General features: G+C 35.3%; 18 protein-coding genes and 1 riboswitch. Of the genes, 10 read left to right on the top strand and 8 right to left on the bottom strand.

Annotation, left to right across the window (positions count from 1 at the left end; translation table 11 throughout):
- Positions 1–111 precede the first annotated feature (111 nt).
- The 7 genes from SPD89_RS04705 to ytkD all read left to right on the top strand — a co-directional run bounded on the left by SPD89_RS04705 (position 112) and on the right by ytkD (position 8,622).
- Positions 112–1,515: an isochorismate synthase gene (locus SPD89_RS04705; RefSeq protein WP_336260805.1), complete on the top strand. Its 1,404-nt coding sequence runs from the start codon at positions 112–114 to the stop codon at positions 1,513–1,515.
- A complete protein-coding gene (gene menD / locus SPD89_RS04710) occupies positions 1,502–3,241 on the top strand; it encodes a 2-succinyl-5-enolpyruvyl-6-hydroxy-3-cyclohexene-1-carboxylic-acid synthase (RefSeq protein WP_336260806.1) in 1,740 nt (579 codons plus the stop codon). The genes SPD89_RS04705 and menD overlap by 14 nt, the downstream gene beginning before the upstream one ends.
- Positions 3,234–4,058 (top strand): 2-succinyl-6-hydroxy-2,4-cyclohexadiene-1-carboxylate synthase, encoded by an 825-nt coding sequence (menH, locus tag SPD89_RS04715; RefSeq protein WP_336260807.1) that lies wholly within the window; start codon positions 3,234–3,236, stop codon positions 4,056–4,058. Before menD ends, menH begins: the two co-directional genes overlap by 8 nt.
- 276 nt (positions 4,059–4,334) lie before the next feature.
- The gene (menB, locus tag SPD89_RS04720) at positions 4,335–5,153 is read left to right on the top strand and encodes a 1,4-dihydroxy-2-naphthoyl-CoA synthase (RefSeq protein WP_336260808.1); all 819 of its coding nucleotides are present in this window, start codon (positions 4,335–4,337) and stop codon (positions 5,151–5,153) included.
- A gap of 677 nt (positions 5,154–5,830) precedes the next feature.
- On the top strand, positions 5,831–7,279 hold the full coding sequence (locus SPD89_RS04725; RefSeq protein WP_336260809.1) for an o-succinylbenzoate--CoA ligase: 1,449 nt from the start codon (positions 5,831–5,833) through the stop codon (positions 7,277–7,279).
- A gap of 447 nt (positions 7,280–7,726) precedes the next feature.
- Positions 7,727–8,059 carry a hydrolase gene (locus tag SPD89_RS04730; protein WP_336260810.1) on the top strand — a complete coding sequence of 111 codons (333 nt, stop codon included), beginning with the start codon at positions 7,727–7,729 and terminating at the stop codon, positions 8,057–8,059.
- 83 nt (positions 8,060–8,142) lie between these two features.
- Complete coding sequence (ytkD, locus tag SPD89_RS04735) at positions 8,143–8,622, top strand: RNA deprotection pyrophosphohydrolase (protein ID WP_336260811.1); 480 nt, start codon at positions 8,143–8,145, stop codon at positions 8,620–8,622.
- A gap of 338 nt (positions 8,623–8,960) precedes the next feature.
- On the opposite strand, the gene SPD89_RS04740 is transcribed toward ytkD, so the two are convergent.
- The 4 genes from SPD89_RS04740 to pckA all read right to left on the bottom strand — a co-directional run bounded on the left by SPD89_RS04740 (position 8,961) and on the right by pckA (position 13,470).
- Positions 8,961–9,767, bottom strand: coding sequence for an ABC transporter permease (locus tag SPD89_RS04740; RefSeq protein WP_336260812.1), 807 nt, complete (start codon positions 9,765–9,767; stop codon positions 8,961–8,963).
- The gene (locus SPD89_RS04745; RefSeq protein ID WP_336260813.1) at positions 9,751–10,557 is read right to left on the bottom strand and encodes an ABC transporter ATP-binding protein; all 807 of its coding nucleotides are present in this window, start codon (positions 10,555–10,557) and stop codon (positions 9,751–9,753) included. Before SPD89_RS04745 ends, SPD89_RS04740 begins: the two co-directional genes overlap by 17 nt.
- Positions 10,558–10,568: 11 nt before the next feature.
- A complete protein-coding gene (locus SPD89_RS04750) occupies positions 10,569–11,552 on the bottom strand; it encodes an ABC transporter substrate-binding protein (protein ID WP_336260825.1) in 984 nt (327 codons plus the stop codon).
- Positions 11,553–11,883: 331 nt separating this feature from the next.
- On the bottom strand, positions 11,884–13,470 hold the full coding sequence (pckA, locus tag SPD89_RS04755; RefSeq protein WP_442961053.1) for a phosphoenolpyruvate carboxykinase (ATP): 1,587 nt from the start codon (positions 13,468–13,470) through the stop codon (positions 11,884–11,886).
- 258 nt (positions 13,471–13,728) lie between these two features.
- A riboswitch (SAM riboswitch) is annotated at positions 13,729–13,835 on the top strand.
- A gap of 134 nt (positions 13,836–13,969) precedes the next feature.
- Between pckA and metK the strand changes: the two genes are divergently transcribed.
- Together metK and asnB are read left to right on the top strand one after the other, a co-directional pair.
- Positions 13,970–15,166 (top strand): methionine adenosyltransferase, encoded by a 1,197-nt coding sequence (gene metK, locus SPD89_RS04760; RefSeq protein WP_336260814.1) that lies wholly within the window; start codon positions 13,970–13,972, stop codon positions 15,164–15,166.
- Between the two features lie 1,470 nt (positions 15,167–16,636).
- Positions 16,637–18,520: an asparagine synthase (glutamine-hydrolyzing) gene (gene asnB / locus SPD89_RS04765; RefSeq protein ID WP_336260815.1), complete on the top strand. Its 1,884-nt coding sequence runs from the start codon at positions 16,637–16,639 to the stop codon at positions 18,518–18,520.
- Positions 18,521–18,885: 365 nt separating this feature from the next.
- Here the strand turns inward: asnB and SPD89_RS04770 are convergent, their stop codons facing one another.
- The 3 genes from SPD89_RS04770 to SPD89_RS04780 form a co-directional block, all read right to left on the bottom strand.
- A complete protein-coding gene (locus tag SPD89_RS04770) occupies positions 18,886–19,761 on the bottom strand; it encodes a C39 family peptidase (protein WP_336260816.1) in 876 nt (291 codons plus the stop codon).
- A 233-nt stretch (positions 19,762–19,994) separates the two neighbouring features.
- The gene (locus tag SPD89_RS04775) at positions 19,995–20,522 is read right to left on the bottom strand and encodes a gamma carbonic anhydrase (protein ID WP_336260817.1); all 528 of its coding nucleotides are present in this window, start codon (positions 20,520–20,522) and stop codon (positions 19,995–19,997) included.
- 36 nt (positions 20,523–20,558) lie between these two features.
- Positions 20,559–21,119, bottom strand: a complete 561-nt coding sequence (locus SPD89_RS04780; RefSeq protein ID WP_336260818.1) for a tRNA (mnm(5)s(2)U34)-methyltransferase — start codon at positions 21,117–21,119, stop codon at positions 20,559–20,561.
- A gap of 530 nt (positions 21,120–21,649) precedes the next feature.
- Between SPD89_RS04780 and leuS the strand changes: the two genes are divergently transcribed.
- Positions 21,650–24,061: a leucine--tRNA ligase gene (gene leuS / locus SPD89_RS04785; protein WP_336260819.1), complete on the top strand. Its 2,412-nt coding sequence runs from the start codon at positions 21,650–21,652 to the stop codon at positions 24,059–24,061.
- A 245-nt stretch (positions 24,062–24,306) separates the two neighbouring features.
- Here the strand turns inward: leuS and SPD89_RS04790 are convergent, their stop codons facing one another.
- Positions 24,307–25,053 carry a hypothetical protein gene (locus tag SPD89_RS04790; protein WP_336260820.1) on the bottom strand — a complete coding sequence of 249 codons (747 nt, stop codon included), beginning with the start codon at positions 25,051–25,053 and terminating at the stop codon, positions 24,307–24,309.
- Between the last annotated feature and the right edge of the window lie 427 nt (positions 25,054–25,480).

The raw sequence follows: 25,480 nt of genomic DNA on the forward strand, positions 1-25,480 counted from the left end.
TATGTACGAAAGCTATTTAACACACGCCTATAGCCTTTCCTTGAGAATCATTGGAAAAGAGAATAAAATAGAAGGGTAGCCTAAATGCTACGGCTTACTGGAGGTTTTTACATGATTGAATTAAAGGAAATGACGTTTCAATCCTTTTTAGATAATGCAGTGAAAAAAGCAAATAAAACAAATAGTAAACAATTAATTAGCTGGACAAATAAAATAAACTCTGTTGATTTATTGTCCGTATTTGAAACTGCGAAGGAACTGAATAAAGATCGTATTTTTTGGACGAACAGCTCAAATGATTTTACTTTGGTTGGAATTGGAAGTGTAAAGAAAATAATTGCTCACGAAAATAGATTTCAACGATTGGAAGAACAATGGGGAAACATCCGAAAAGATGCGCTTATTTATAATCCTTATGAAGACCTGGGGACAGGGTTAGTGACTGTAGGGGGAATGTCATTTGATGCTAAACGACAGAAAAGTAAATTGTGGGATAAATTCCCAACTAGTCAATTAACGATACCTGAATATGTTCTTATACAGGACAAAGACAACTACTATTTAACGGCAAACTTACATGTCGATGGAAATACTGCTGTAGAGCGAGTAGTGAATAATGTTTCCCTAGTTAAAGAAATGTTATTACATCCTTCTACAGTTAGTTATGAACCAAAACAAAAAGTACTGTCAAAACAAGAAATAGAACCAGAGATGTGGAAAAACACGGTCAAACTAGCTGTACAAAACATCAAACAAGAACAGGTCAATAAAATAGTACTAGCACGTGAAATGCGTTTGAAATTAAATCGTCAAGCAACTATTGGGCGTATGTTAAGAAGGTTAAAAGAAACACAGCCGAACAGTTATATATTTGCGTTTGAACATGGGGATAATTGTTTTCTGGGAGCAACACCGGAAAGGTTAGTTCAAGTGAAAGGTGAAAAACTGTTATCGACTTGTTTAGCAGGGACTTCCCCAAGAGGTAAAACAATGAAGGAAGATGAAAAGATTGCACATGCATTATTAAACGATCCGAAAAATAGGGAAGAGCATGATTACGTAGTTCAGATGATTAAAAAAAGTATTGAAAAATATTGTGATAATATTAACATTCCTAATGAACCAGTTGTTTTTCCATTAAGAAACTTACAGCACTTATATACACCAGTAACTGCACGGTTAAAAGAAGAATATACCGTTTTTGATCTCGTTAAAAAACTGCATCCTACTCCTGCGTTGGGTGGTGTACCAAGAGATAAAGCATTAGCTTTTATTAGAGAGAATGAATTATTGGACCGAGGTTGGTACGGTGCTCCGATAGGATGGTTGGACAGCCAAGCAAACAGTGAATTTGCAGTTGCACTTCGTTCCGGTCTGGTGCAAAATGATGAAGTGTCGCTGTTTGCAGGATGTGGAGTGATGCGAGATTCTGATCCAGAAATGGAATATGAGGAAACAAATGTGAAGTTTTTACCAATGTTGACAATTTTGGAGGATACGGATGAATCATACTGAAAATTTAACACGCTACATAGCTAATTTTGTTGATGAACTAGTTTGTAGCGGGCTTACTCAAGTCGTTATTTCACCAGGCTCTAGGTCAACTCCGCTTGCAATTTTATTTAGTGAGCATGAGAAAATTAAAAAATATGTATTAATTGATGAACGTTCAGCCGCTTATTTTGCATTAGGAATTGCAAAAGAGACCAATAAAGCTGTAGCCATCGTTTGTACATCTGGTACAGCTGCTGCAAACTATTTTCCAGCGATCGTAGAAGCTTATTATGCGCGGATACCGTTAGTTGTACTTACTGCAGATCGCCCTCATGAATTAAGAGGAATCGGCGCAAACCAAACGATTAATCAAATGAATATGTATGGAGATTTTGTAAAAGAGTTTCACGAAATGGCACCGCCAGAAAGTACAAAACAAATGTTACGCTATGTTAGAGGAAGGGCTGCACGCGCAGTCCGAGAAGCGGAACATGGAAATCCTGGTCCGGTTCATTTGAATTTTCCGTTTAGAGAACCACTTTTACCTGACTTATCATTAGAGAATTTGTGGGGTGAAAATAATGGCTCATGCTATAACTTTGCTTATGAAGGAACGAAGCGATTAGATCAAAACCAATTAAAATCTTTATATGCTAAAATTGCAGACAAACAAAGAGGTCTGATAGTCTGTGGATCGCAATTTAATCAGGAACTTGGTGAACAAATTACTTTATTAAGCAGTAGGTTAAAGGTTCCTATATTAGCAGATCCATTATCTCAATTACGATCAGGCACGCATGAAAAAGCGACAATTATTTCAACATATGATGCGTTATTTAAATCTGAGCAGCTTCGTAATCAGTTGAAACCTGACTATATTATTCGTTTTGGAGCAATGCCACTATCAAAAACGTTTCTCTTTTTCTTACAAGAACATGAGGATGTTTTACAAATTGTAGTTGAAGACTATGAAGATATGAGAGAACCGACAAACCATTCAAGTGAATTTGTATTCGCAAATGGTAGTTCATTTTGCAAGGAATTGGCATACTTAAGTGAACATGTACAATCTACCTCAGATTGGCTTAGTAAGTGGCAACAGATGGAGGAAATTGCTAGTATCACATTAAGTCAGACTAATAATGAAAAGTTAACGGAAGGTGAAGCGGTTCGGGAACTTATGAATGTTATTCCCTATAAGAGTAGAGTTTTTGTTGGCAACAGTATGCCAATAAGAGATGTAGATACATTTTTCTTTCCGACGGATAAGGAGATAATTGTGCATGCAAACCGTGGGGTTAGCGGAATAGATGGTACGGTTTCTAGTGCACTTGGTGTAGCAGCATCGACAAATCAACCTGTAACTTTAGTGATAGGAGATCTTAGTTTTTACCACGATTTAAATAGTTTACTTGCAGCAAAACACTATCAACTTACTATAACCATCTTATTGATTAACAATAACGGCGGTGGAATCTTTTCATTCCTTCCTCAATCAAAGGAAGAGAAGCACTTTGAGGCACTATTTGGTACACCACTCGATATTTCGTTTGAAAAGGCAATATCCATGTATGAAGGGAACTATGAATTGGTCCATACAAAACAAACTCTCAAAGAATCACTTGCATCAGCCTATAAAAAAGGGGGTCTTTCTGTAATCGAGGTTCAAACAGATCGAAACGAGAATGTTGTTTGGCACAGAGAGTTATGGGAAAAACTAGAGCAGAGGTTGTTAAATAATGAATAATACAATGACAATCAGAGATGCGACCTATTACTATAACGTTTGTGGAGAAGGAGAACCACTAGTTTTACTGCACGGGTTTACAGGGACAAGTAATACATGGGAAACATTTTCTAAGAAATGGTCTAGGAAATTTAAAGTAATTACAATTGATTTACCAGGTCACGGAAAAACAAAAGTCAAATCTCCACGGACGATGGAGCATTTTTGTAAAGATATAAAATTGCTATTTGACCAATTAAGTATTAATAAAACTCATCTATTAGGTTATTCAATGGGAGGAAGAACTGCCTTATCATTTGCATTATATTATCCTGAATATGTTCACTCGCTTATTTTAGAAAGTGCATCACCCGGATTAAAAACAGAGGAAGAACGAAGGAAACGACGAGAAGCGGATGCATTACTAGCTGAACAAATAATGGTAAATGGTGTAGAAAGTTTCACGTATTATTGGGAAAATATCCCTTTATTTGCGACACAAAAAAATTTATCAAATCAAATGAAAGAGTCGATCCGCAACGAACGACTTGCACAATTACCGGAAGGACTGGCAGAATCTCTTTTGTTTATGGGAACAGGCACCCAACCGTCTTGGTGGGATAAGTTAGAAGAAGTAACAATTCCCGTACTCCTGATTGCAGGAGCTTTAGATGAAAAATATGTAAAAATTAATCAGGAAATGGAAACCCTGCTTCCGTTATCTGAAATGATCATTGTTGAAAAGTCAGGACATACCGTACATGTTGAACAAGTGGAAAAGTTTGATAAAATAGTAATGGAGTTCATTTCCAAAGCGTTACTAAATTCTCGCCTATAAGTGCGTGTTCAAAAAGGAAGAACCGAGTAGTTCGAGGCGGCGTAGCCTTGAGCAACGGAACGTTTGCAGTTAAATATGTGAGTAGCGGAAAAGCAAGCTAAAGAAGAAATGCGATGTGTCATTTTTCACCGGACTTTTTGAACATCCTCTATTAGAGTGGGATAAGTGCCGCAAAATTCCGAAGTAAGGGCGACTAAGTTTATATGAGGCTTTATAAATCCATCGAACTAAGTCTTCTTTATAGAAATAAAATATACATAAAAGAGGGTGCGAAATATGACAGTAGATTGGGAAAAGGTTAGAGAGTATAAAGAGATTATTTTTGAAAAATACAATGGCATAGCTAAGATTACGATGAATCGACCGGAAAAACATAATGCATTTACACCACTAACGGTAAATGAAATGATCGATGCTTTTGCTGATGCTCGTGACGATTCATCAATCGGTGTGATCGTTTTAACAGGTGCTGGAGATAAAGCTTTTTGTTCTGGTGGAGATCAATCTGTTCGCGGTCACGGTGGATACGTCGGGGATGATGAAATTCCTCGTCTAAATGTACTTGATTTACAAAGACTAATCCGTACGATCCCTAAACCAGTCATTGCTATGGTAAATGGGTATGCAATTGGTGGCGGACACGTACTTCACGTTATTTGTGATTTAACGATTGCTTCAGAAAACGCAACATTTGGACAAACTGGTCCAAAAGTTGGTAGTTTTGATGCAGGTTACGGTGCAGGATATTTAGCTCGTATGGTCGGTCATAAACGGGCACGTGAAATTTGGTATTTATGTCGTCAATACAGTGCTGCTGAAGCTTATGAAATGGGCATGGTAAATACTGTTGTTCCTTTAGAGAAACTAGAAGAAGAAACATTGCAATGGTGTGAGGAAATTTTAGAAAAATCACCAACCGCACTTCGTTTCCTAAAAGCATCGTTTAACGCTGATACAGACGGCTTAGCAGGACTTCAACAGATGGGTGGAGACGCAACACTTCTATACTATACAACTGACGAAGCAAAAGAGGGCAGAGATGCATTTAAAGAAAAACGGAAACCAGATTTCGATCAATTCCCTCGTTTCCCTTAAAATAGTAGCGTGAATCAAGAATAAGCTTTATTATAACCACTTTAGTCATAAAGAAATCCGAACTATAAATCAAAGTTTGTCGGTTTGTAAGTTCGGAATTTTTTTATTGGCTGCTGTAGATGAGTATGGCGTAAGATTCTACATGTTATAAGTTGACTCGATATCTTGATGATCAGAATATTTCGTAGCGAAAACCATTGGAGCAGTGAATAGGATTGGTTAACAAATTTATCAAGTTTTTGCATTTTAAAGCTCGGGACAAAACAAAATAGTAGATTATGAAACAAGAATAATATTTCATTTTTTACGAAAGAAATAAATGGAGACTCCCGCCAGAAGAAAAGCGTCGATAAGACACTAAAAAGACGAAGCCTAAAGGGGCTTATCAACGCTGGCGGTAAAGGAGATACTGTGAAAGCAGCGGGTAGTGCAGCTTGAACAGGTGTATTTGATGGGACGAACCTTGTGCAGTCCCAGATGTCGCTCTTATGCCAGTGGTGAAAGCGAAGTATATTTCTGTAGCGGCTATTATAAATTTAACCATTTGTGTTTTAATAACACTTCTAGCTTTTGTCTTAACCTCAACTGTCGAAAATATATTATCTTCGCATTTGCGTGGGATCATTTACGCATGTTTCGGTCTTTTTTTAATTAACTATATAAGGAGTATCATTACGATGAATCAAATTATGCCACATTGGCTCACAAAACAAGCGGAGCTTTCTCCAAATAAAATTGCTATTGAGACAGATGAAACTTCGCTTACTTTTTCACAACTTCAAGAGCATAGTGAGCGTTTTGCTCGAAAAATTGCTTCTCTTACTATTACCCCGCAAGCAAAAGTTGCAATATTATCGACGAATCAACTTGAGATGATTATTGCCATCCATGCGCTTACTTATTTACAAACTCCAATGGTTATGTTGAATACGAGACTGTCTAACAGAGAGCTAACCTATCAGATCAAACAAGCTGAAGTAGAATTAATTATTACAACTGATGAACTTCGAAATGAAAAAGAATTGGAGCATCCGAATCAAAAGACATATGGCGAAATCAACTTACTTTCAGAGATCAATGTGGAACTGGCAAAACAGATTGATTTGAGCAAACCTTGTACGTTGATGTTTACATCTGGAACAACAGGTTTACCAAAAACAGTAGTTCATACATATGGTAATCATTGGTGGAGTGCAGTTGGATCTATGTTAAATTTAGGTTTGACTGATGAAGACAAATGGTTGTTGACCCTTCCAATGTTTCACATTGGAGGATTTTCAATTTTGATGAAAAATATTATTTATGGAATGCCTATTTATTTAATGGGGAAATATAATGCGAACTATTTATATGAAGTATTAAATGAAAAGAAGATAACGATAGCCTCACTTGTTTCACTAATGCTCCGACAACTGATTGATGAACTTGGAGAAAACGAACTTCCAAGTTATATTCGCTGTATTCTGCTTGGGGGCGGCTCTGTACCGGATCCTTTACTAAAAAAAATAGAGGAGAAGAAAATGCCATTATTTCAGTCTTACGGCATGACGGAGACAAGCTCACAGATAGTTACAATTAGTTTAGCTGATGCAAAAGTAAAATCAGGTTCTTCCGGTAAAGCGCTTTTTCCAGCTGACCTAAGAATTGAAAATCCGAACATGGACGGCATAGGCGAAATTTGGGTGAAGGGTCCTATGGTGATGAACGGCTATTTGAATAATAAAAAAGCCAATGAAGAATCCTTTCATGAGGATTGGTTTAAATCAGGGGATCTAGGTTTTATGGACAAAGACGGTTTTTTATATGTTGTTGATCGTCGTTCAGATTTAATTATTTCCGGTGGAGAAAATATTTATCCTTCTGAGATTGAGAATGTCATTTTAGAATTGGACGGAATTGTTGAGGCTGCTGTTGTTGGAAAGAAAGATGATGTTTGGGGGGAAATCCCTGTTGCATTTGTTGTCGAGAATGAAAAAAAGACTTCGGCTGATAAAATTCTGAACCATTTAAAAAACAACTTAGCGTCTTATAAAGTGCCAAAAGAAATAATTTATGTTGACACACTACCCAAAAATGCATCAAACAAAATAATGCGTCATAAATTAAAGGAAAAGTTACAGCCCTAATTCACATGGAAATCAATCATGTAACATAAAATTTACTGTTGGCGGGACAGATCGTAGTTCCAAGCGTCACGCGACTAGCCTGTAAGAGGTACTTGCTGCGACTATTTTGCTCTGGTTTGAATCATGCCCGTTTTTGGTTTTGTCCGGCTAAAACGGTAACGATTCAAGCTCAAACATGCCCGTATTCAATGGTACTTGCTAATAACGGTGTGATTATTTCGTTAACTATTTCTTAAGATAAATTAATGCTTCTAGTTTAGGTAGGGGATAGCTAATCCGTGAGTATTTTGTGAGTGAAATATTAGTTTTTTTTATATAAGGATTTATAGAAGTTTTTCCGTACCTACCAGTGGTGAAAAATCTTAATTCAAATTATTCTACAGTGAGCACCTTCCTTGATGCATGTAATTTTTATTATGTGACAAATTAATAGTAGGAGGTGCTGAAATGGAAAAAAAGAAGTATTATGTTAATTTACAATCAAAAGAGATTTCACAAATTCAATATCAAAATAATGATATGTTTACGATTGAAGCAACTGATGAAGAAGTTTTATTGCTACGAAAAAAATTAGATGGAGCAGATGTAGCAGAATACGATACATTTTGGCGAGCGCATGTACCAATTGTTCCGTACCATAATGATCCGTCAAACGATAGGTATGACCGGAACCTGAGAGAGGCTTATCAAATGATTTATGATCTAGGAGATGACGCAACGAAGTCATTTATCGAAGAAACAGGAATGTTAGGAGACCGCCCCATAGATACTGAAAACTAAACTTTCGTACAATATAGTAACACTTTCATTTCTATTTTTAAGTGAATACTATACAATAGAAGTAGAAAAGGATTTGAAGGTAGTTGGTTGTTTTGGAGTATGTTTTTAAAGATTATTATCAAAATGAAGTGAAGTTGTCATTCCAAGAACAACCTTTTTCTAAAACTCCTAAGCATGTATGGATTATTTGTAAATATAAAGATAAATGGTTGCTGACAGAGCACCGCAGTAGGGGTCTGGAATTTCCAGGAGGAAAAGTAGAAAAAGGGGAAACTGCAGAGAAAGCTGCGGTTCGTGAAGTAATGGAAGAAACGGGCGGGGTAGTAAATAAATTATATTATATTGCCCAGTATTTTGTAACCGGGAGAAATGGAACGATTATTAAAAATGTGTATTTTGCTCCAATTGAAACGTTAAAAGAGCAGCCTACATATTATGAAACGAATGGACCTGTACTCTTGGATGATATTCCTGAGAACATTAAAGAAAAAAAGCGGTTTAGTTTTATGATGAAAGATGATGTGCTTTCACGTTGTCTTCGTTATGTGGAAAAACATTATTAGAAACCGGATCTGGTACAAAAGTATATGAAATTTAATACGGAATGACGTCTAAACTAATAATCGTTGAAAAGCAACACTTCTAGTTGGCTAAAATGCTACAGATACAGCCCTGTAGTATATGAAGTGAGCAATTTCAACGATTTTTTATACTCGTTTAGAAAAAATAGTATGTCAAGTTTCGATTCAAAGGTTTATTAAATCCCCGTGTAGCAACATTTTCATTTTTTATTTGGTCACTACAATTGCAAAAATTAAAGTGAGATCCTTTAACAACAGGGTTTATAAGTGGTAAATGATCCATTTTGATCAAAAAAAATTTTTTTTTGCCGAAACTTGAGTTATGTCGTATGTTTAATGAGCCAGTCTTCAAGCTTTTCAACGCCTTTATACATTAATGCGGCAAATATCGCTATAATTACTAAACTTGACATAACTAAAGAAAAGTCAAAAACTTGGAAACCATAAATGATTAAATAACCTAATCCTTGGTTTGAAACGAGAAATTCACCAACAATTACCCCAACCCAACTTAAACCAACATTCACCTTTAGTGTAGAAATCATCGTTGGAATGGCAGCAGGAAATATTGCTTCTTTAAAGCATTGCGATCTTGTAGCTCCAAGACTTTTTAGCACTTTTTGATAGTTTGGATCTACCTCATTAAATGCTGAATAAACAATGAGTGTTGTTATGATGACAGAAATAATAGCTCCCATTATTATAATCGATAAAAAACCTGGACCTAGAGCTACGATGATAATTGGTCCTAAAGCGACTTTTGGCATTGCATTAAGAACAACCAAATAAGGGTCGGATATTCTTGCAAACTTTTGCGATGTCCACAGTATAGTTGCAATTATTATACCGAGCACTGTACCAAGTATAAAGCCTAGAATTGTTTCAAATAATGTGTATTGCAAGTGATTTAACATTGAACCGTCTATTATTTTTTCATAAATCAATTGAGAAACTTTTGTCGGAGAACTAAATAGTAATGGATCAATAAATCGAAATCTACTAGCAATCTCCCATATTGCTATAAATAAAATAAAGATTATTAACTGCCAAATAGTTACGACTCTTGTTTCGGATCGAATTTTTTTAAGATAATTATCGTAAAATATTCTGTCAATTGTTTCTTTCATCAGTTGTCACCCCTTTATTTTCATCCGACATATCATCATTTAAATGCTTCCAAATCTTATCGAAAATCGGTTGATATTTTGGATGACGTCTCACGAAAAAAGGAGCTTCATTTCGCAATTCTTCTGGAACCTCAAATGTTTTTGCAATTCTTCCAGGAGCAGTTTCCATTAAAAAGATACGATCACTCATGGAGATAGCTTCACCTAAATCATGTGTAACAAGAATTGCTGTTTTGTTATATGTTTCCATCAATTTGGCCACTAAATTTTCCAGTTTTAATTTTGTTACATAATCAAGTGCTGAAAAAGGTTCATCGAATAATAGAATTTCTGGATTAGTTATCAGTGTTCTAACAAGGGCGATTCGTTGCCGCATCCCGCCTGAAAGTTCAGAAGGGAAATCATTTTCAGTTTCCGCCATATTTACATCTGCTAATAATTGTCTCGCATGTATTTTTGTTTGATCTGTAATTTGGCCATTGATTTTAGGACCCAGTAATATATTATCCATTACTGTTTTCCACGGAAATAGATAATCTTGTTGTAACATATAACCAATATTTAAAGAAGAATCTGCTAAAGGTTCATTTTTTAATTTAATATGACCTTCTGTTTGTTGCATTAATCGTGCGATAATAGATAAAATGGTTGATTTTCCACATCCACTAGGTCCGATAATGGAGACAAACTCACCTTCGTCAATCGACAAGGAAATATCTTCAAGTGCTTTCGTGTATCCAGTTGTTGAAAAGTAATAATGTGACACGTTATCTAAGGTCAAAAATGCCATATATTTTCCCCCTAGTCTTGTGTAACCTCATTTGCAATATCTGTATTCACCAACTCATCATATGGTGCATGTTTTGGTAATTCTCCAGCTTCTTCCATAATATTTTGTAAATTTTCCCAAGCCTCTTCAGTAAGTAATGGGCTTGAAGCAAAAGAACCTTGTTGTTTATACCGATCAATAGAGGAAATAAGCATATCTAGTTCCGTATCTTCGAAATAAGGTTGCACTACTTTGGCAATTTCTTCAGCATCCGTTTCTTCTACCCATTGTTGTGCTTTATAAATTGCTTTTGTAAAGCTTTTAACTACATCTTCATTTTCATTGATAAAACTTTCTTTCGTCATAAAAACGGTATATGGAATCAGGCCAGATTCTTCACCAAATGAAGCGATGACATGACCTTTTCCTTCTTTTTCAAATGTACTAGCAGTTGGTTCAAACAGTTGGACATATTCAGCATCACCGGAGACAAAAGCACTTGGAATGTTAGCAAAATCAATATTTTGAAGTAATTCCAAATCTTCGTGTGGATCAATATCATGTTGTTTTAAAACATACTCCCCAACCATTTGCGGCATTCCACCTTTTCGTTGCCCTAAGAAAATACTACCTTTTGTATCTTCCCAAGAAAAGTCAGGTTTCTCTGTTTTGGATACTAAAAATGTACCATCCGTTTGTGTAAGTTGCGCAAAATTAATAACAAGGTCAGATGCGTCTTGTCCGTATACGTAAATAGATGTTTCTGATCCAACAAGAGCGATGTCTGCATTGTCTGATAGAAGGGCAGTCATTGTTTTATCTCCACCCCAAGTTGTTTGCAGATCAACTTTCAAACCTTCTTCTTCAAAATAACCATTTTCAATTGCAACATATTGTGGCGTGTAAAAAACAGAACGAGTAACTTCAGCCAGTTTTATTTCTAATACATCATTTGAAGAGCAAGCTGATAGAAAAACTAAAAGTAAGATAAATAAGTAACTGACCCATTTGATCATTCTCATCTGATGCAACTCCTTTATCTTTTTCGTATATCAACATTAGCCTATGCAAAAGGGAATTTATGTGTGTCAAAAATTAGTTGGGAGAGGATTCAAGTCGGGGTTGCAGTTGCTCAGGTCGAGGTGAAGGTTGCTCAAGTCGAGGTGAAAGTTGCTCAGGTCGAGGTGAAAGTTGCTCAAGTCGAGGTGAAAGTTGCTCAAGTTAGAGGTGAAAGTTGCTCAGGTCGAGGGTGAAGTTGCTCAAGTCGAGGTGAAAGTTGCTCAAGTTAGAGGTGTATGTTCATATAAAAAACCGACTCAACATATGAGTCGGTTTGTAAATAATGTGTTATTTATGGATTGGACCGGCTTGCTTTATATTTTCACTAGCATTTGTAAATTTTTCGAAGTTTTGATGGAATTCTCTAGCTAAGTTTTGAGCAGTTTTATCATAGGCGTCTTTATCTGCCCATGTATTTCTTGGAATTAACACTTCATCAGGAACCCCTGGTACATGTGCAGGAATATTTAAACCGAAAATATCATCTTGAATTGTTTCAATTGTATTTAACTCACCCTCAAGGGCAGCATGAATCATTGCACGAGTGTAAGATAATTTCATTCGGCTACCTACTCCGTATGGGCCTCCAGTCCATCCTGTATTTACTAAAAATACATTTGCGTTATACTGGTCAATTTTTTCACCAAGCATTTGTGCATATTTATCAGGTGAAAGTGGTAAGAATGGTGAACCGAAACAAGCTGAGAATGTAGCTTCGGGTTCCGTGATTCCACGCTCTGTACCAGCTAATTTACTTGTGTAACCACTTAAGAAATGGTACATTGCTTGTTCTTTCGTTAATTTACTAATCGGTGGTAATGTACCAGATGCGTCCGCTGTTAAGAAAATAATTGTGTTTGGATGTCCTGCAACACTTGGCTTAACAATATTGTCAATATTCTCTAGTGGGTAAGCAGCTCGTGTGTTTTCTGTTAAGCTTGTATCTGAATAATCTGGTTCACGTGAATTATCATCTAATACGACATTTTCCAAAACAGAGCCGAAACGAATAGCGTCATATATTTGTGGTTCTTTTTCTTGAGATAGATCCACACATTTGGCATAGCATCCACCTTCAATGTTGAAAACACCATTTGGACTCCAACCATGTTCATCATCACCAATTAATTTACGGTAAGGATCTGCTGATAGCGTTGTTTTTCCAGTACCTGAAAGACCGAAAAACAATGCTACATCGCCTTCTTCTCCAACGTTAGCAGAACAATGCATAGAAAGCACATTTTGCCGTGGTAGTAAGTAATTCATGACAGAAAAGATTGATTTTTTAATTTCCCCTGCATATTCTGTTCCACCTATAAGAACGATGCGTTTTTTAAATGAGATGACGATAAATGTTTCAGAGTTTGTGCCATCTTCTTCTGGATTTGCTGTACAAGTAGGAGCAGATAAAACAGTAAATTCAGATTTGTGATTATGCAATTCAGTCTTATCTGGAATAATAAATAACTGGCGTGCAAATAGATTATGCCACGCATATTCATTAATTACTTCTACGGGTAGACGGAATTTCTCATCAGCACCTGCAAATCCTTTAAAAGAAAATAATTCATTTTTGCTTTTTAAATGGTTGATCACTTTCTGATAAAGTTTTTCAAATGAAACTTCATCAAGGGGTTGATTTACCGCTCCCCAATCTACAATATTTTCCGAGACATCATCTCTTACGATAAAACGGTCTTTAGGAGAGCGCCCTGTATATTTACCTGTCGTAGCCTGAACTGCTCCCGTTGCAGTTAAAACTCCTTCTTCTCTCGATAAAATCTTTTCAACCAATAACGGAACAGATAAATTTGTATGCAGTTTATTATTCGTTTCAAATTCATGAGTTTCGATTGAATTTGCAGTCATGTTCATTGCCCTAACCTTCCTTTACAAGTACTTAATTCTGAATATAGTATAACACATTAACTTAAATAGTCCATACTAAATATAATGCGAATTAATTATACCTTAGATAGATATTTGATTATATAGCATATTATCCATATTATATACAGATTGTGCAATAGTTAAAGAAAATCGTTACAAATTTGTGAAATAAATCACATTCGCATGAAAATACAGTTGTTTGACAACTTTAGACACTTTAGTGTAAGCTATTTTTAACGGACTCTCTTATTAGGAGTTGGTGGAGGGACAGACCCGAGGAAGCCCAGCAACCATCACAATATGTGAAAAGGTGCTAACCTGATGCAAGGACTTTCCTTGAACAATAAGAGTGAAAGGCATTTCCTTTCCTCTATTATTAGATGGAAGGGATTTTTTATTTTCTCTCGTTTATAATAAACAAGAATTCCTTTAAAACCTAATTATTTTTGAGCTCCGTGTACTATATAGTAGGAGGCTTTTATTTATGGTAAAAAATCGTCATTTGTTCACATCTGAATCGGTTACAGAGGGACATCCTGATAAGATTTGTGATCAAATTTCAGATGCAATTTTAGATGACATATTAACGGACGACCCTAAAGCACGTGTTGCTTGTGAAACAATGGTTACCACTGGGCTCGTATTAGTAGCAGGCGAAATTACCACTACAACATACGTTGACATCCCAAAAATAGTTCGAAAAACGATATCGGAAATTGGTTATACACGAGCAAAATATGGATTTGACGCACAGACATGTTCTGTACTTACTGCAATTGATGAACAATCTCCAGATATTGCAAGTGGTGTGGACACAGCGCTTGAAGCTAGAGATGGAAATAAAGATAATAACATAATCGGTGCAGGTGACCAAGGATTGATGTTTGGTTTTGCTTGTGATGAAACAGAGGAGTTAATGCCGTTACCTATTTTTTTAGCTCATCGTTTAGCTAAAAAGTTAACAGAAGTTCGAAAAAATGGAACGCTTTCCTATTTACGCCCAGACGGAAAATCGCAAGTTACCATAGAGTATGATGATAAAGACAAGCCAGTTCGAGTGGATACAATCGTCATTTCTACTCAACATCATCAAGATGTAACACTTGATCAGATAGATAAAGATCTAATGAAATATGTAATAGAACCTGTTGTACCAAGTTTTTTATTAGATGAGAATACAAAATATTTTATAAATCCTTCTGGTAGGTTCGTAATTGGAGGTCCCCAAGGAGATGCTGGATTAACAGGGAGAAAAATTATCGTTGATACGTATGGAGGATATGCAAGACATGGTGGTGGGGCATTTAGTGGGAAGGATCCAACGAAAGTTGACCGATCAGCTGCATATGCAGCAAGATATGTAGCAAAAAATATTGTCGCTGCTCATTTAGCAGAAAAATGTGAAGTGCAACTTGCATATGCTATTGGTGTAGCTGAACCAGTTTCTATTTCCGTTAATGCATTCGGTACAGGAAAAGTTACGGAAGAAAAGCTTGTTGAAGTAATCCGAAACACGTTTGATTTAAGCCCAGCAGGAATCATTACGATGTTGGACTTACAAAAACCAATTTATCGACAAACCGCAGCATACGGTCACTTTGGTCGCCATGATTTGTATTTACCTTGGGAACAAACAGATAAAGTGGAAGATATACGAAAATCATTATTAGAGTATGTTTAAAAAAGAAGCTTGACTTATCGTTATTCATCAAATAACTGTAAGACAAGCTTTTTCAATTCAGTTACCTGTCCTCATTTGGTTTCTAATTTCAAATTATTTTTCCAAAGACTGAATAAACTTGTCCTCCTTTTGAAATACGTTGCTTAAATGTTCATGTATCAGTAGGATGGACTGATAAATGGCACTTCTTTTGCTTCAGGATAATGAGGTGGCGTCGTACCAATCATATCTTTAGCATCGTACAAACTTTGAATTTCCCCGATAGCAAATCGTCCCACTACTACAGCACCTAAGCATAAACTTTCATAACTTATCGGCACTGATAAAAATGTAAGAACAGACTTTAAATTAAAGAAAAATCCTCTATCGTTGCTCGTATGAGATTTGCTTTTGTATGATGAATGCTAAGCCAAAAAAGGAACCTTTTGCATTTGCGTCCCAAATGGGGGCGCACTCGCCTGAGTAAGTAAGGATGGAAGATAAGTCCCACAGCTCCTGGTTTTAACTTTTTCTGCCATAGCAGTAATGAAATCATATGGGTCTTTTTCTTTATCTTTCGCATGCTTTGTTTCTGTTTTTGTTTGTGCAAGTTGATCACGAACCCATCTTAAAACAACTCCACCATTATTGACAGGCTCACTTATTGTTCAGTGATCATTAAATAATGGGTACAGAACGTACGCCCTTTCGAATAAATGACTGGAGCATTGGATGCTGTGCGTATGGAACCACTTGTCCCAATCGTTACAGCGGCAATTCCTTTCTCAAAAGCGTTTAAACCGACATAAGAGAGCACACCATCGCTTGAACTGATAAAAACTGATAATTCCGGTTCGACAAAAAATACGTTGGAAGTGTTGGATGCTTTAATGGAAAATAAAGTACCGATAATTGCGATTATAAATTTTGCAAAGTCTCCTTTATCAAAAAAAAAGCGGATATATCACTATTTACTATCTCAGAAGAAACAGATATTCGTTCGGAGGCTCTTTCGTCACGGATTGCTCATTTAACGATTATGAATAAAGAAAAAGGAACAGAAGCGCTAAATCGAATGAGACGAGCGATTTTGGTGAAGAGGATATAGTTGTAACATTATTTGGCGAAAAATTAAAAGCAACCAAAGCTCGTAATATAGCTAGGTTGCTTTTGAAATTTAAACATCTAAACCTAAATCCGATTCTTTTTATCCTCATTAATCGTTGCTTTTTTCGCAACAAAAACGGAAATTTGCATCTGTGGTTTATTATTATGGAGGATGTTCAAACGTACTTATAGTGATATATCATGACAAACTCCAAAATATAAGTTACGTAATCATAGTATAGATATAATGTAATTATGACAAAATAATGAAACATTATAAAAAAATACTTAAATATTCAGTAAATAGTATATTCAATATTGTTTGTAAATTAAACACATGGTATTATATTACTTAAAATAGAAGAAAAAGGAAGATGAATAAACATGAGTCAATTCGTTGGGGGTTATTATGAGGTCACGAATGTAAAACATGAAAAATTACAGTCAAGTTTAACAGAAACAATTTCCGGCAGTGTTTCTAATACGAAAAAACATTTTATAAATGAGGAACACTTTTTCTTAGGCTATGATGTAGAGAAGGGAACAGAAGAAAAAGGAAAATATTTTTATGATGACCAATTTCACGTTTATTTTGATGGTGAGTGTTACAATGCAGAAAAATTAAAGTGGAGGATTAATGAAGATATACACATCGAGGGACCGTATATGCCAGAAATAATTGCGAAGTTATTTCGTACATATTATACGGATGTGTTTGAGTTTATTATCGGGAAATTTTCCCTTATTATATGGGATAAAAAAAATAAAACCATATATGGTGCTCGTGATCATTTTGGGGTAAAGCCACTGTTTTATCACGAAAATGATAAAACATTTATTTTTTCCTCTAGCAAAAAGGGAATTGTGCTATTTCTAGGAAAAGAGGCTATAGATCCAGAAGCATTACAACATTATTTTAGCTTTCAATATGTTCCTGAACCATTCACGTTAACAAAAGGGGTACATATGGTTCATCCAGGCACTTACTTTATCAAATCGGAGGATCACCCAATTCAATTTATTCGTTATTGGAAGGCAACGTTTAATCCAATACATACCGATAAAAATTATTGGGTTACAGAAATTAGAAACGTAATGTTGGAGAAAGTTAAGGCATATATGAAAAATGAAAACAAACGGATTGGTAACTTTTTGTCTGGTGGAATTGATTCTACCTTAATTGTTTCATTAGCGAAGCAAATCAAACAAGACATAAAAACGTTTTCTGTCGGCTTTGAACAGGAGGGGTTTTCTGAGGTAGGACTAGCTCAAGAGACGGCTACAAAATTAGAAGTGGAAAATATTTCAACAATCATTACACCAGAACAATATGTAGATAAAATACCAGAAATTATTTGGCAGTTAGATGATCCTTTAGCAGACCCTTCTTGTGTCCCACTATATTTTGTTGCAAAAGAAGCTAGCAAGCATGTTGATATCGTTTTATCTGGTGAAGGAGCCGATGAGTTGTTTGGTGGCTACAATATTTATCGAGAGCCAACATCATTAAAAATATTTGATTATATCCCGAAACAGATAAGGCGTGCACTTCGCCAATATGCTCAACATTTACCAAAACATGTAAGAGGAAAGAGCTTTATAATAAGAGGAACAACACCATTAAACGAGCGTTATATCGGTAATGCGAAAATGTTTGAAGAAGAAGAAAAACAACATTTTTTACACTATTTTGATGAAAATGTCTCCTACAAACAGATCACAGGGCAACTTTTTGAACATGTAAAGGATGAGCCGCTCGTTTCCCAAATGCAATATATTGATATAAATACTTGGTTATGCGGTGATATTTTGCTAAAAGCTGAAAAGTTGTCTCAAGCTAATGGAATTGAGATACGCATGCCATTTATGGATAAGGAAGTGTTCGAACTTGCTAGTAAAATTCCAGTAGAACTAAAAGTCACTAATCTAACGACAAAATATATATTGCGAGAGGCATCACGAGGTATTGTCCCCGACCATGTTCTTCACCGGAAAAAGCTTGGTTTTCCTGTTCCTATTCGTCATTGGTTAAAACGAGAATTAAATGGATGGGCAAAACAAGTCATTGCGGAAAGTGAGGTAGAGGAATACATTAATAAATCATATGTTAACAATCTACTTGATACACATTGTAAGGGAAATGCTGATTATAGTAGGAAGATATGGACATTTTTAATATTCATGGTGTGGCATCAAGTATTTATAGAGGGGAAATATAATTTTTCTAAGCAAAAAGTGGAGCAAATCAATAATCGTATTTATGTGTAATCAATTTTTCTATGTAACTAGTAGAAGTAATGAATATGATTATATAAGAGGATGTTCAAAAAGTTCGGTAAAAATGACACTGCGAATTTCGCACGAATGCTTGTTTCTCCGCTCCTTGAAAAAGGAAAGCACTTTTTCTACGTGCTAGAAGCGTTTCCTTGGAAAAGAAGATCACTTTTCCTGCGTGCCAGATCTTTGCTCATGTATCTAAATGCATACATTCCGCTGCTCGAAACTGCATGCACTATAATGCATACATTCCGCTGCTCGAAACTGCATGCACTATAAGGAGAATAAATTTTTTATTACATTGAAATAGCCGAAAATAAGTGAAAAGCGAAAATCAAAAAGAGCAAGCAATTTATTTAATAGATAGTAATTGCTTGCTTTCCCATTTGAATCCATGCTTCAATAAAATTTTCTTTTGGGGCTTCACTCCTTTGGTCTAACGGGTCATTAAAATAAACGTTTTCTTGATCAAATCCGGTGAGAAGTACAGAATGTTCTCTATACGTAACTTCAATAGGTCCATCTTCTGTATACCAAGTAATAAATTCACTTTCAGGTAATTTATTATAATGAGAGTTAATAATTACCCATACAGGACGTCCTAAACTTATTTGCTCCTCAACTGCAGAAAAATCTTCCCCAGTAAAATCATGAACAGTCATGTCAGCCGCATATTGCTTTGCTAATTCAGCAATTGGTTTATGATACACACCTAGTCCTGGTGTGTCAAAGGAGAGCATATCACCAACAAAACCGTTATTTGGATTTCCGAAATAAGTTTTATCCCCTCTTCTTTCAAAAATTGCCGGGTTTCGTTTTATATTATCTGCAAGTTCTAGTTTATCAACATGAATATCGTTAAAAGCTAATAACATACCCAATGATGTAATTTCACATCCCCGTGGTAACTCAGGTAATTGTTTCATAAGCGGTGCCTCTAATTGAGCTTCTTGTTTATTGATATTTGGCTCTTCAATAATTAAGTTAGATACTTTTTGTTCAACTGGTACTTTTAACATTTCACTCGGTTTTGTAAAAATTGTTGGTGATGTATCAAGTCCGAGTTTATCCTTAAGATCACCTACATACATACTAAACAAAATAATACTAGTGATGAAACATAAAATAGAACAGATAAGACTACTTGTTTTAAAAAATGTATCAGAGGTTTTTATACTGTAATACATAAAGACGGATGCAATCATGGTGAATAGTAAAAAAAATTTAATCATCATACATACACCCCATTATATATTTTCAGAAAAAGTACAAGTGTCTGGTTAACTATACGCGTTCTTTAATTGTGGTAACTTATCATCAGAAATAAAAATAATTACATTGGCGGCTATTCCCATTGAGGTCTTAAGCAAAGACTTACTGTAGTAAATATACTATTTTGATTATTGCTTGAGCTGTCTGAGAAGGTGCGGGCTTCTTGCTTTTGTTTCTAATCCATCGAGGATATTTAAAAATCTAGCCCAAGGTTCGTATATTTTTTATAATAATCTCGTTTATCTCTATATGACTTTCGGACTCGTTCCATTTCATCTAAGTCTTTTTGAGTCAGTTCTCTGATAACTTTTGCCGGACGACCAAAAGCTAACGTGTTCGGTGGAATTTTTGTTCCTGGTGAAACTAAACTTCCGGCACCGATAAAAGCATTTTCTCCAATTTCAGCGCCATCAAGTAGGAGAGAACCCATTCCAATTAGTGCATTTTTCCTTATCGTACATCCATGGATTGTCACTTGATGTCCAATCGTAACATCATCTTCAATAATGACAGGTAAATCCGGACTCTGATGGACGAGCGATAAGTCTTGAATATTTACATTTTTCCCGATGCGAGTGGGAGCGACATCACCACGGATGACAGTTTTAAACCAAATACTTGCTCCTTGCTCAATCTCAACATCTCCAATAATGGTTGCGTTTTTAGCAACAAATACGGAATCGTGGATTTTCGGTTCGACATGTTTATAATGATGTATCATTGAATAACCTCCGTGCATATATGTATATAAGTTATTTTATCTTTTTTCAATTGCAACTACAAATGGTGGATTATTTTTTTGGTTAATAAATTGATATTGAATGACACCGTAGTTTTTTTGATCTAATTCTCTAGCAAATTGGATGACTGCATCTTTTTCTTCCTTCCCACCCTCATGCCCATGATAGACAACTACGACGATGCGTGCGCCTTTTTTTGACATTTCCAGTAAAGCTTCAATTGACTGAATAGTTGTATCACCTTTTGTTATGATTTGCTTATCACTTCTTGGTAAATAACCTAAATTAAAGATAGCTCCAGAGATCTCTATATTATCAGGTAAATATTGCTTTACATTTGAGTGACTATCATGAATGAGATTAACATTATGGCATTTTTTTTCTTTTAATAAAGCCTTCGTAGTTTCTATCGCTTGTTGTTGAATATCAAAAGCGTATACTTTTCCTGATTCACCAACAAGTTCACTTAAGAAAAGTGTATCATTACCGTTTCCACTAGTTGCATCGACAGTAACCGAACCTTTATTGACAGTTTCTTTTAATAATTGATGAGCAAAGGGGATTATTCCTTGTAACATTTAGATCATACCTCGACTTTTTATAAACAATATAGGATATCTCACATGTTTGTAGTATAATTTAATTTGAAAGGGAATAAAAGCAAGAACTAGCTCGAATCTTGACAAAGCATGCATCATTCACTACAATTCGAGTAGTTAGTGCAAATTTTTTCATATGTTCATATGTTCATAGAAATAGTAATGCAAAAGTTTAAGTACATGGATTATTGTTAACACTGTAGAAATGAACTTATATTAGTACGTATTCAAAAAGGAGGATAAAAAGTACCGAGTAGTTCGAGGCGGGGTAGCTTTGAGTAACGAAACGTATGTAGTTAATACGTGAGGAACGGAAAAGCAAGCCAACGAAGAAATTCGATGTGTCATTTTTACCGGACTTTTTGACCAACCTCTATTATATTATAAATAAATTACATAAATGATTCTAGCTTTTGGAATTAGCTCCTCTTTGGTCATCATGGGAAGCTTTTTAAAATAAATTAAATTTATTGCATAAGAATGGTATTTATTATAGGGAGGCAGTGGTTATGAGTTATAACCATAACGAAGTAGAAGCTAAGTGGCAAGCTTATTGGTTAAAAAATAAAACTTATAAAACAGATGCAACATCAGAAAAGAAAAAAATCTATGCACTTGATATGTTTCCTTATCCATCTGGTTCAGGGCTACATGTTGGTCACCCAGAGGGATATACGGCAACAGATATCATTTCTCGAATGAGACGGATGCAAGGTTATGAGGTGCTTCATCCAATGGGCTGGGATGCATTTGGTTTACCTGCAGAACAGTATGCATTAGACACAGGTAATAGTCCAGCCGAATTTACTGAGAAAAACATTGCGACATTTAAACGTCAAATTCAGGAGCTTGGATTTTCCTATGATTGGGATCGAGAAATCAATACGACAGATCCTTCTTATTATAAGTGGACCCAGTGGATTTTTACGAAGCTTTATGAAAAAGGGCTTGCTTATATGGATGATATTGAAGTAAATTGGTGCCCCGCTTTAGGTACCGTGCTTGCAAACGAGGAAGTTATTGACGGTAAAAGTGAACGTGGGGATCATCCGGTTGTAAAAAAACCGATGAAACAATGGGTTCTTAAAATAACGGAATATGCGGATCGTTTATTAGAAGATTTGGAAGAATTAGATTGGCCTGAAAGCATTAAAGAAATGCAACGTAATTGGATCGGACGTTCAGAAGGAGCAGACGTTACATTTAAAGTGGCAGATCATGACTTGGAGTTTGAAGTTTTTACTACACGACCTGATACGTTATTTGGTGTAACATATGCTGTTTTTGCACCGGAACATCCATACATTAAAGAAATTGTGACAGATGATATGCGCAAGAATGTTGAAGCTTATATAGAAGAAGTTAAAAGTAAATCAGAAATTGAACGTACGGATGTATCGAAGGAAAAAACGGGGGTATTTACTGGCGCCTATGCAATTAATCCAGTAAATAAAAAGCAAATCCCAATTTGGATTTCAGATTACGTGTTAATGACATATGGAACTGGTGCTATTATGGCGGTACCGGCACATGACGAACGCGACTATGAATTTGCAACTAAATTCGATCTACCTATTATAGAGGTTGTAAAAGGTGGAGATGTTTCAAAAGAAGCTTATGTAGGTGACGGTGAGCATGTCAATTCGGATTTTTTAAATGGATTGAATAAAGACGAAGCTATTACAAAAATGATTGATTGGCTAGAGGAAAACGAGAAAGGAAACAGGGAAGTCACTTACCGTTTGCGAGATTGGTTATTCTCAAGGCAACGATACTGGGGGGAGCCGATTCCAGTTATTCATTGGGAAGACGGTACAATGACGACTGTTCCCGAGGAAGAATTACCTCTTGAATTACCAAAAATGACGGAAATAAAACCATCTGGAACTGGTGAATCTCCTCTAGCAAATAGCGGCTGGGTTAATGTAGTTGATCCTAAAACAGGAATGAAAGGACGTCGCGAAACAAATACAATGCCACAATGGGCAGGTAGTTGTTGGTATTATTTACGATTTATCGATCCGAACAATGATGAGCAAATTGCCGATCCAAAACTGCTTGAAAAATGGTTACCTGTCGATATTTATATCGGTGGTGCGGAACATGCCGTACTCCACTTATTGTATGCACGTTTTTGGCATAAATTTCTATACGATATCGGAGTTGTACCAACGAAAGAACCTTTCCAAAAGTTAGTTAACCAAGGAATGATTCTTGGTGCGAATAATGAAAAGATGAGTAAATCGAAGGGGAATGTTGTAAACCCTGACGACATTGTCTCAAGTCATGGCGCAGACACATTAAGATTATATGAAATGTTTATGGGACCGTTTGATGCAGATGTAGCATGGTCAACAACCGGATTAGATGGGGCACGACGTTTTCTTGATCGTGTATGGAGATTGATAGTAACGGGTGAAGGGAATTTATCCTCGAAAATTGTTAATGAATATGACAAGTCGATGGAACGAATTTACCATGAAACGGTGAAAAAAGTAACGATTGACTTTGAAAATTTACATTTTAATACGGCAATTTCTCAAATGATGGTATTTGTAAACGAAGGATACAAAGTAGATAAAATTTCTAAAGATTTTATTGAAGGGTTTATTAAGTTACTGTACCCAATTGCACCACATTTGGGGGAAGAACTTTGGGAACGTTTAGGTAACGAAAATACGATTACGTATGAAGAATGGCCAACGTACGATGAATCAAAGCTTGTCGAAGAAGAAGTTGAGGTAGTTATTCAAGTAATGGGTAAAGTAAGATCAAAAATTAATGTTTCCAAAGAAGTATCAAAAGAAGAATTAGAGGCGGAAGCATTGGCAAATGAAAAAATCCAACCATGGCTTAAAGGAAAAACAGTACGTAAAGTAATTGTTGTTCCTGGTAAATTGGTTAATATTGTTGCGAATTAATTAGCGAAGATAGTAAGTCGAAAAAGGCGAAGATATCACTCGAAGAAAAATAGTGATGTCGTCGCCTATTTTCTAGGAAGATAAAAAAGTACAAAATGTTTCTGTTCGTTGTCCTACTAAGAATTGTTTGTTCTTTTGAAGATTTTTGTAACGTATCCTCAGTTGTACGTTAATCCTCGGTTAGTGTAGTTTAAGTTTTTAAAATAAAAGGATACATAACCAATAAATTAAGGATGATGCAGACATTAATCACTATCTCTCCACTCCGATTTTAATATGATCCAATCATCTTTTTGAAAATACCAAAGTGTCTCAATCTCACCTAAGATATCTTTTTCATCTAAACCTTTGATGTATTGATTGCTTTTCAGCCCATATCCTTTCGATTCACTGATTAGGACAGGTTCTAATAAAGTTATTGGAGTTATTTTAATTCTTTTATCTTCTAATAATTTCCCATCCTCTTCGTATAAATTTTGATCAATATATTTAATCATGTCGTCAGATATGTCTTTAATAATTGGTTTCATATTTGGATTTAATGTAATTTCAACTTTAAAGTCATCTAATAATCGTGCTTGTATATGATTATGCTTCGGTATAGGAAGTTGTTTTATTATGCCGTTTTTTACCGTATAGAGCTGGTAAATAGAATGAGTGCTTTCTTCATTTTTAGCAACTTCATAAAATAGATCGAATGTATTATCGTGATTTAAATCAATTAGTTTTAATTTAGGATTATATCCACTTTCCAAAGAAATTTTCCATTGTTTAGAAAATGGACTTGTTATATCGAGCCAAATATCTCGATAAAAATTACTTTCATCGGATAATAAGATCCCCCTTAGTGTAAATTGTTCATGAAAGCCGTCACCTGTTAAGTCTTCTTCATAAGAATTAATTAATGAAACATTTTCATTTTCTGCCTTTATCGATATCTGAGGAATAATTAGGAATAATAAACAAGTTAAAAAAGGTAAAATTGTTCTCAATAGTTAACCCTCCAAGGTTTAAGGTGAGATTATTTTATGTATAATTTAGTTAACCTATACACTGGTGGTTTATTACTATAACTTGTAAAATGGAGGAAATTTTATCGTCTAGTTAATTTGTCTGTTAGTAGTCTGTTAATAAGTCTTATTTTAGTCTTGACATTTTATTAAAGTGTATGTAACATAGTTTGTGTTGCTTTAAAAATACGTGCATACTTTTGACTAAAAATATAAAGTGTGTTATAATTATTATCGCTATAATACTTGTCTTGCTTTTTAGAAAAAAATTAAAAAAAGTATTGACGATAAAAATATAAAGTGTTATAGTTGAAAAGTCGCTCAAAGAGAGTGTTAAAAATTTGAATTAAGTGTTGACATCTTGTTCTTTAGGTGTTACACTTATATAGTTGCCTCGACGAGGTGACAG

It is taken from the genome of Pseudogracilibacillus sp. SO30301A, from assembly GCF_037072025.1.
Lineage (GTDB): Bacteria > Bacillota > Bacilli > Bacillales > Amphibacillaceae > Pseudogracilibacillus.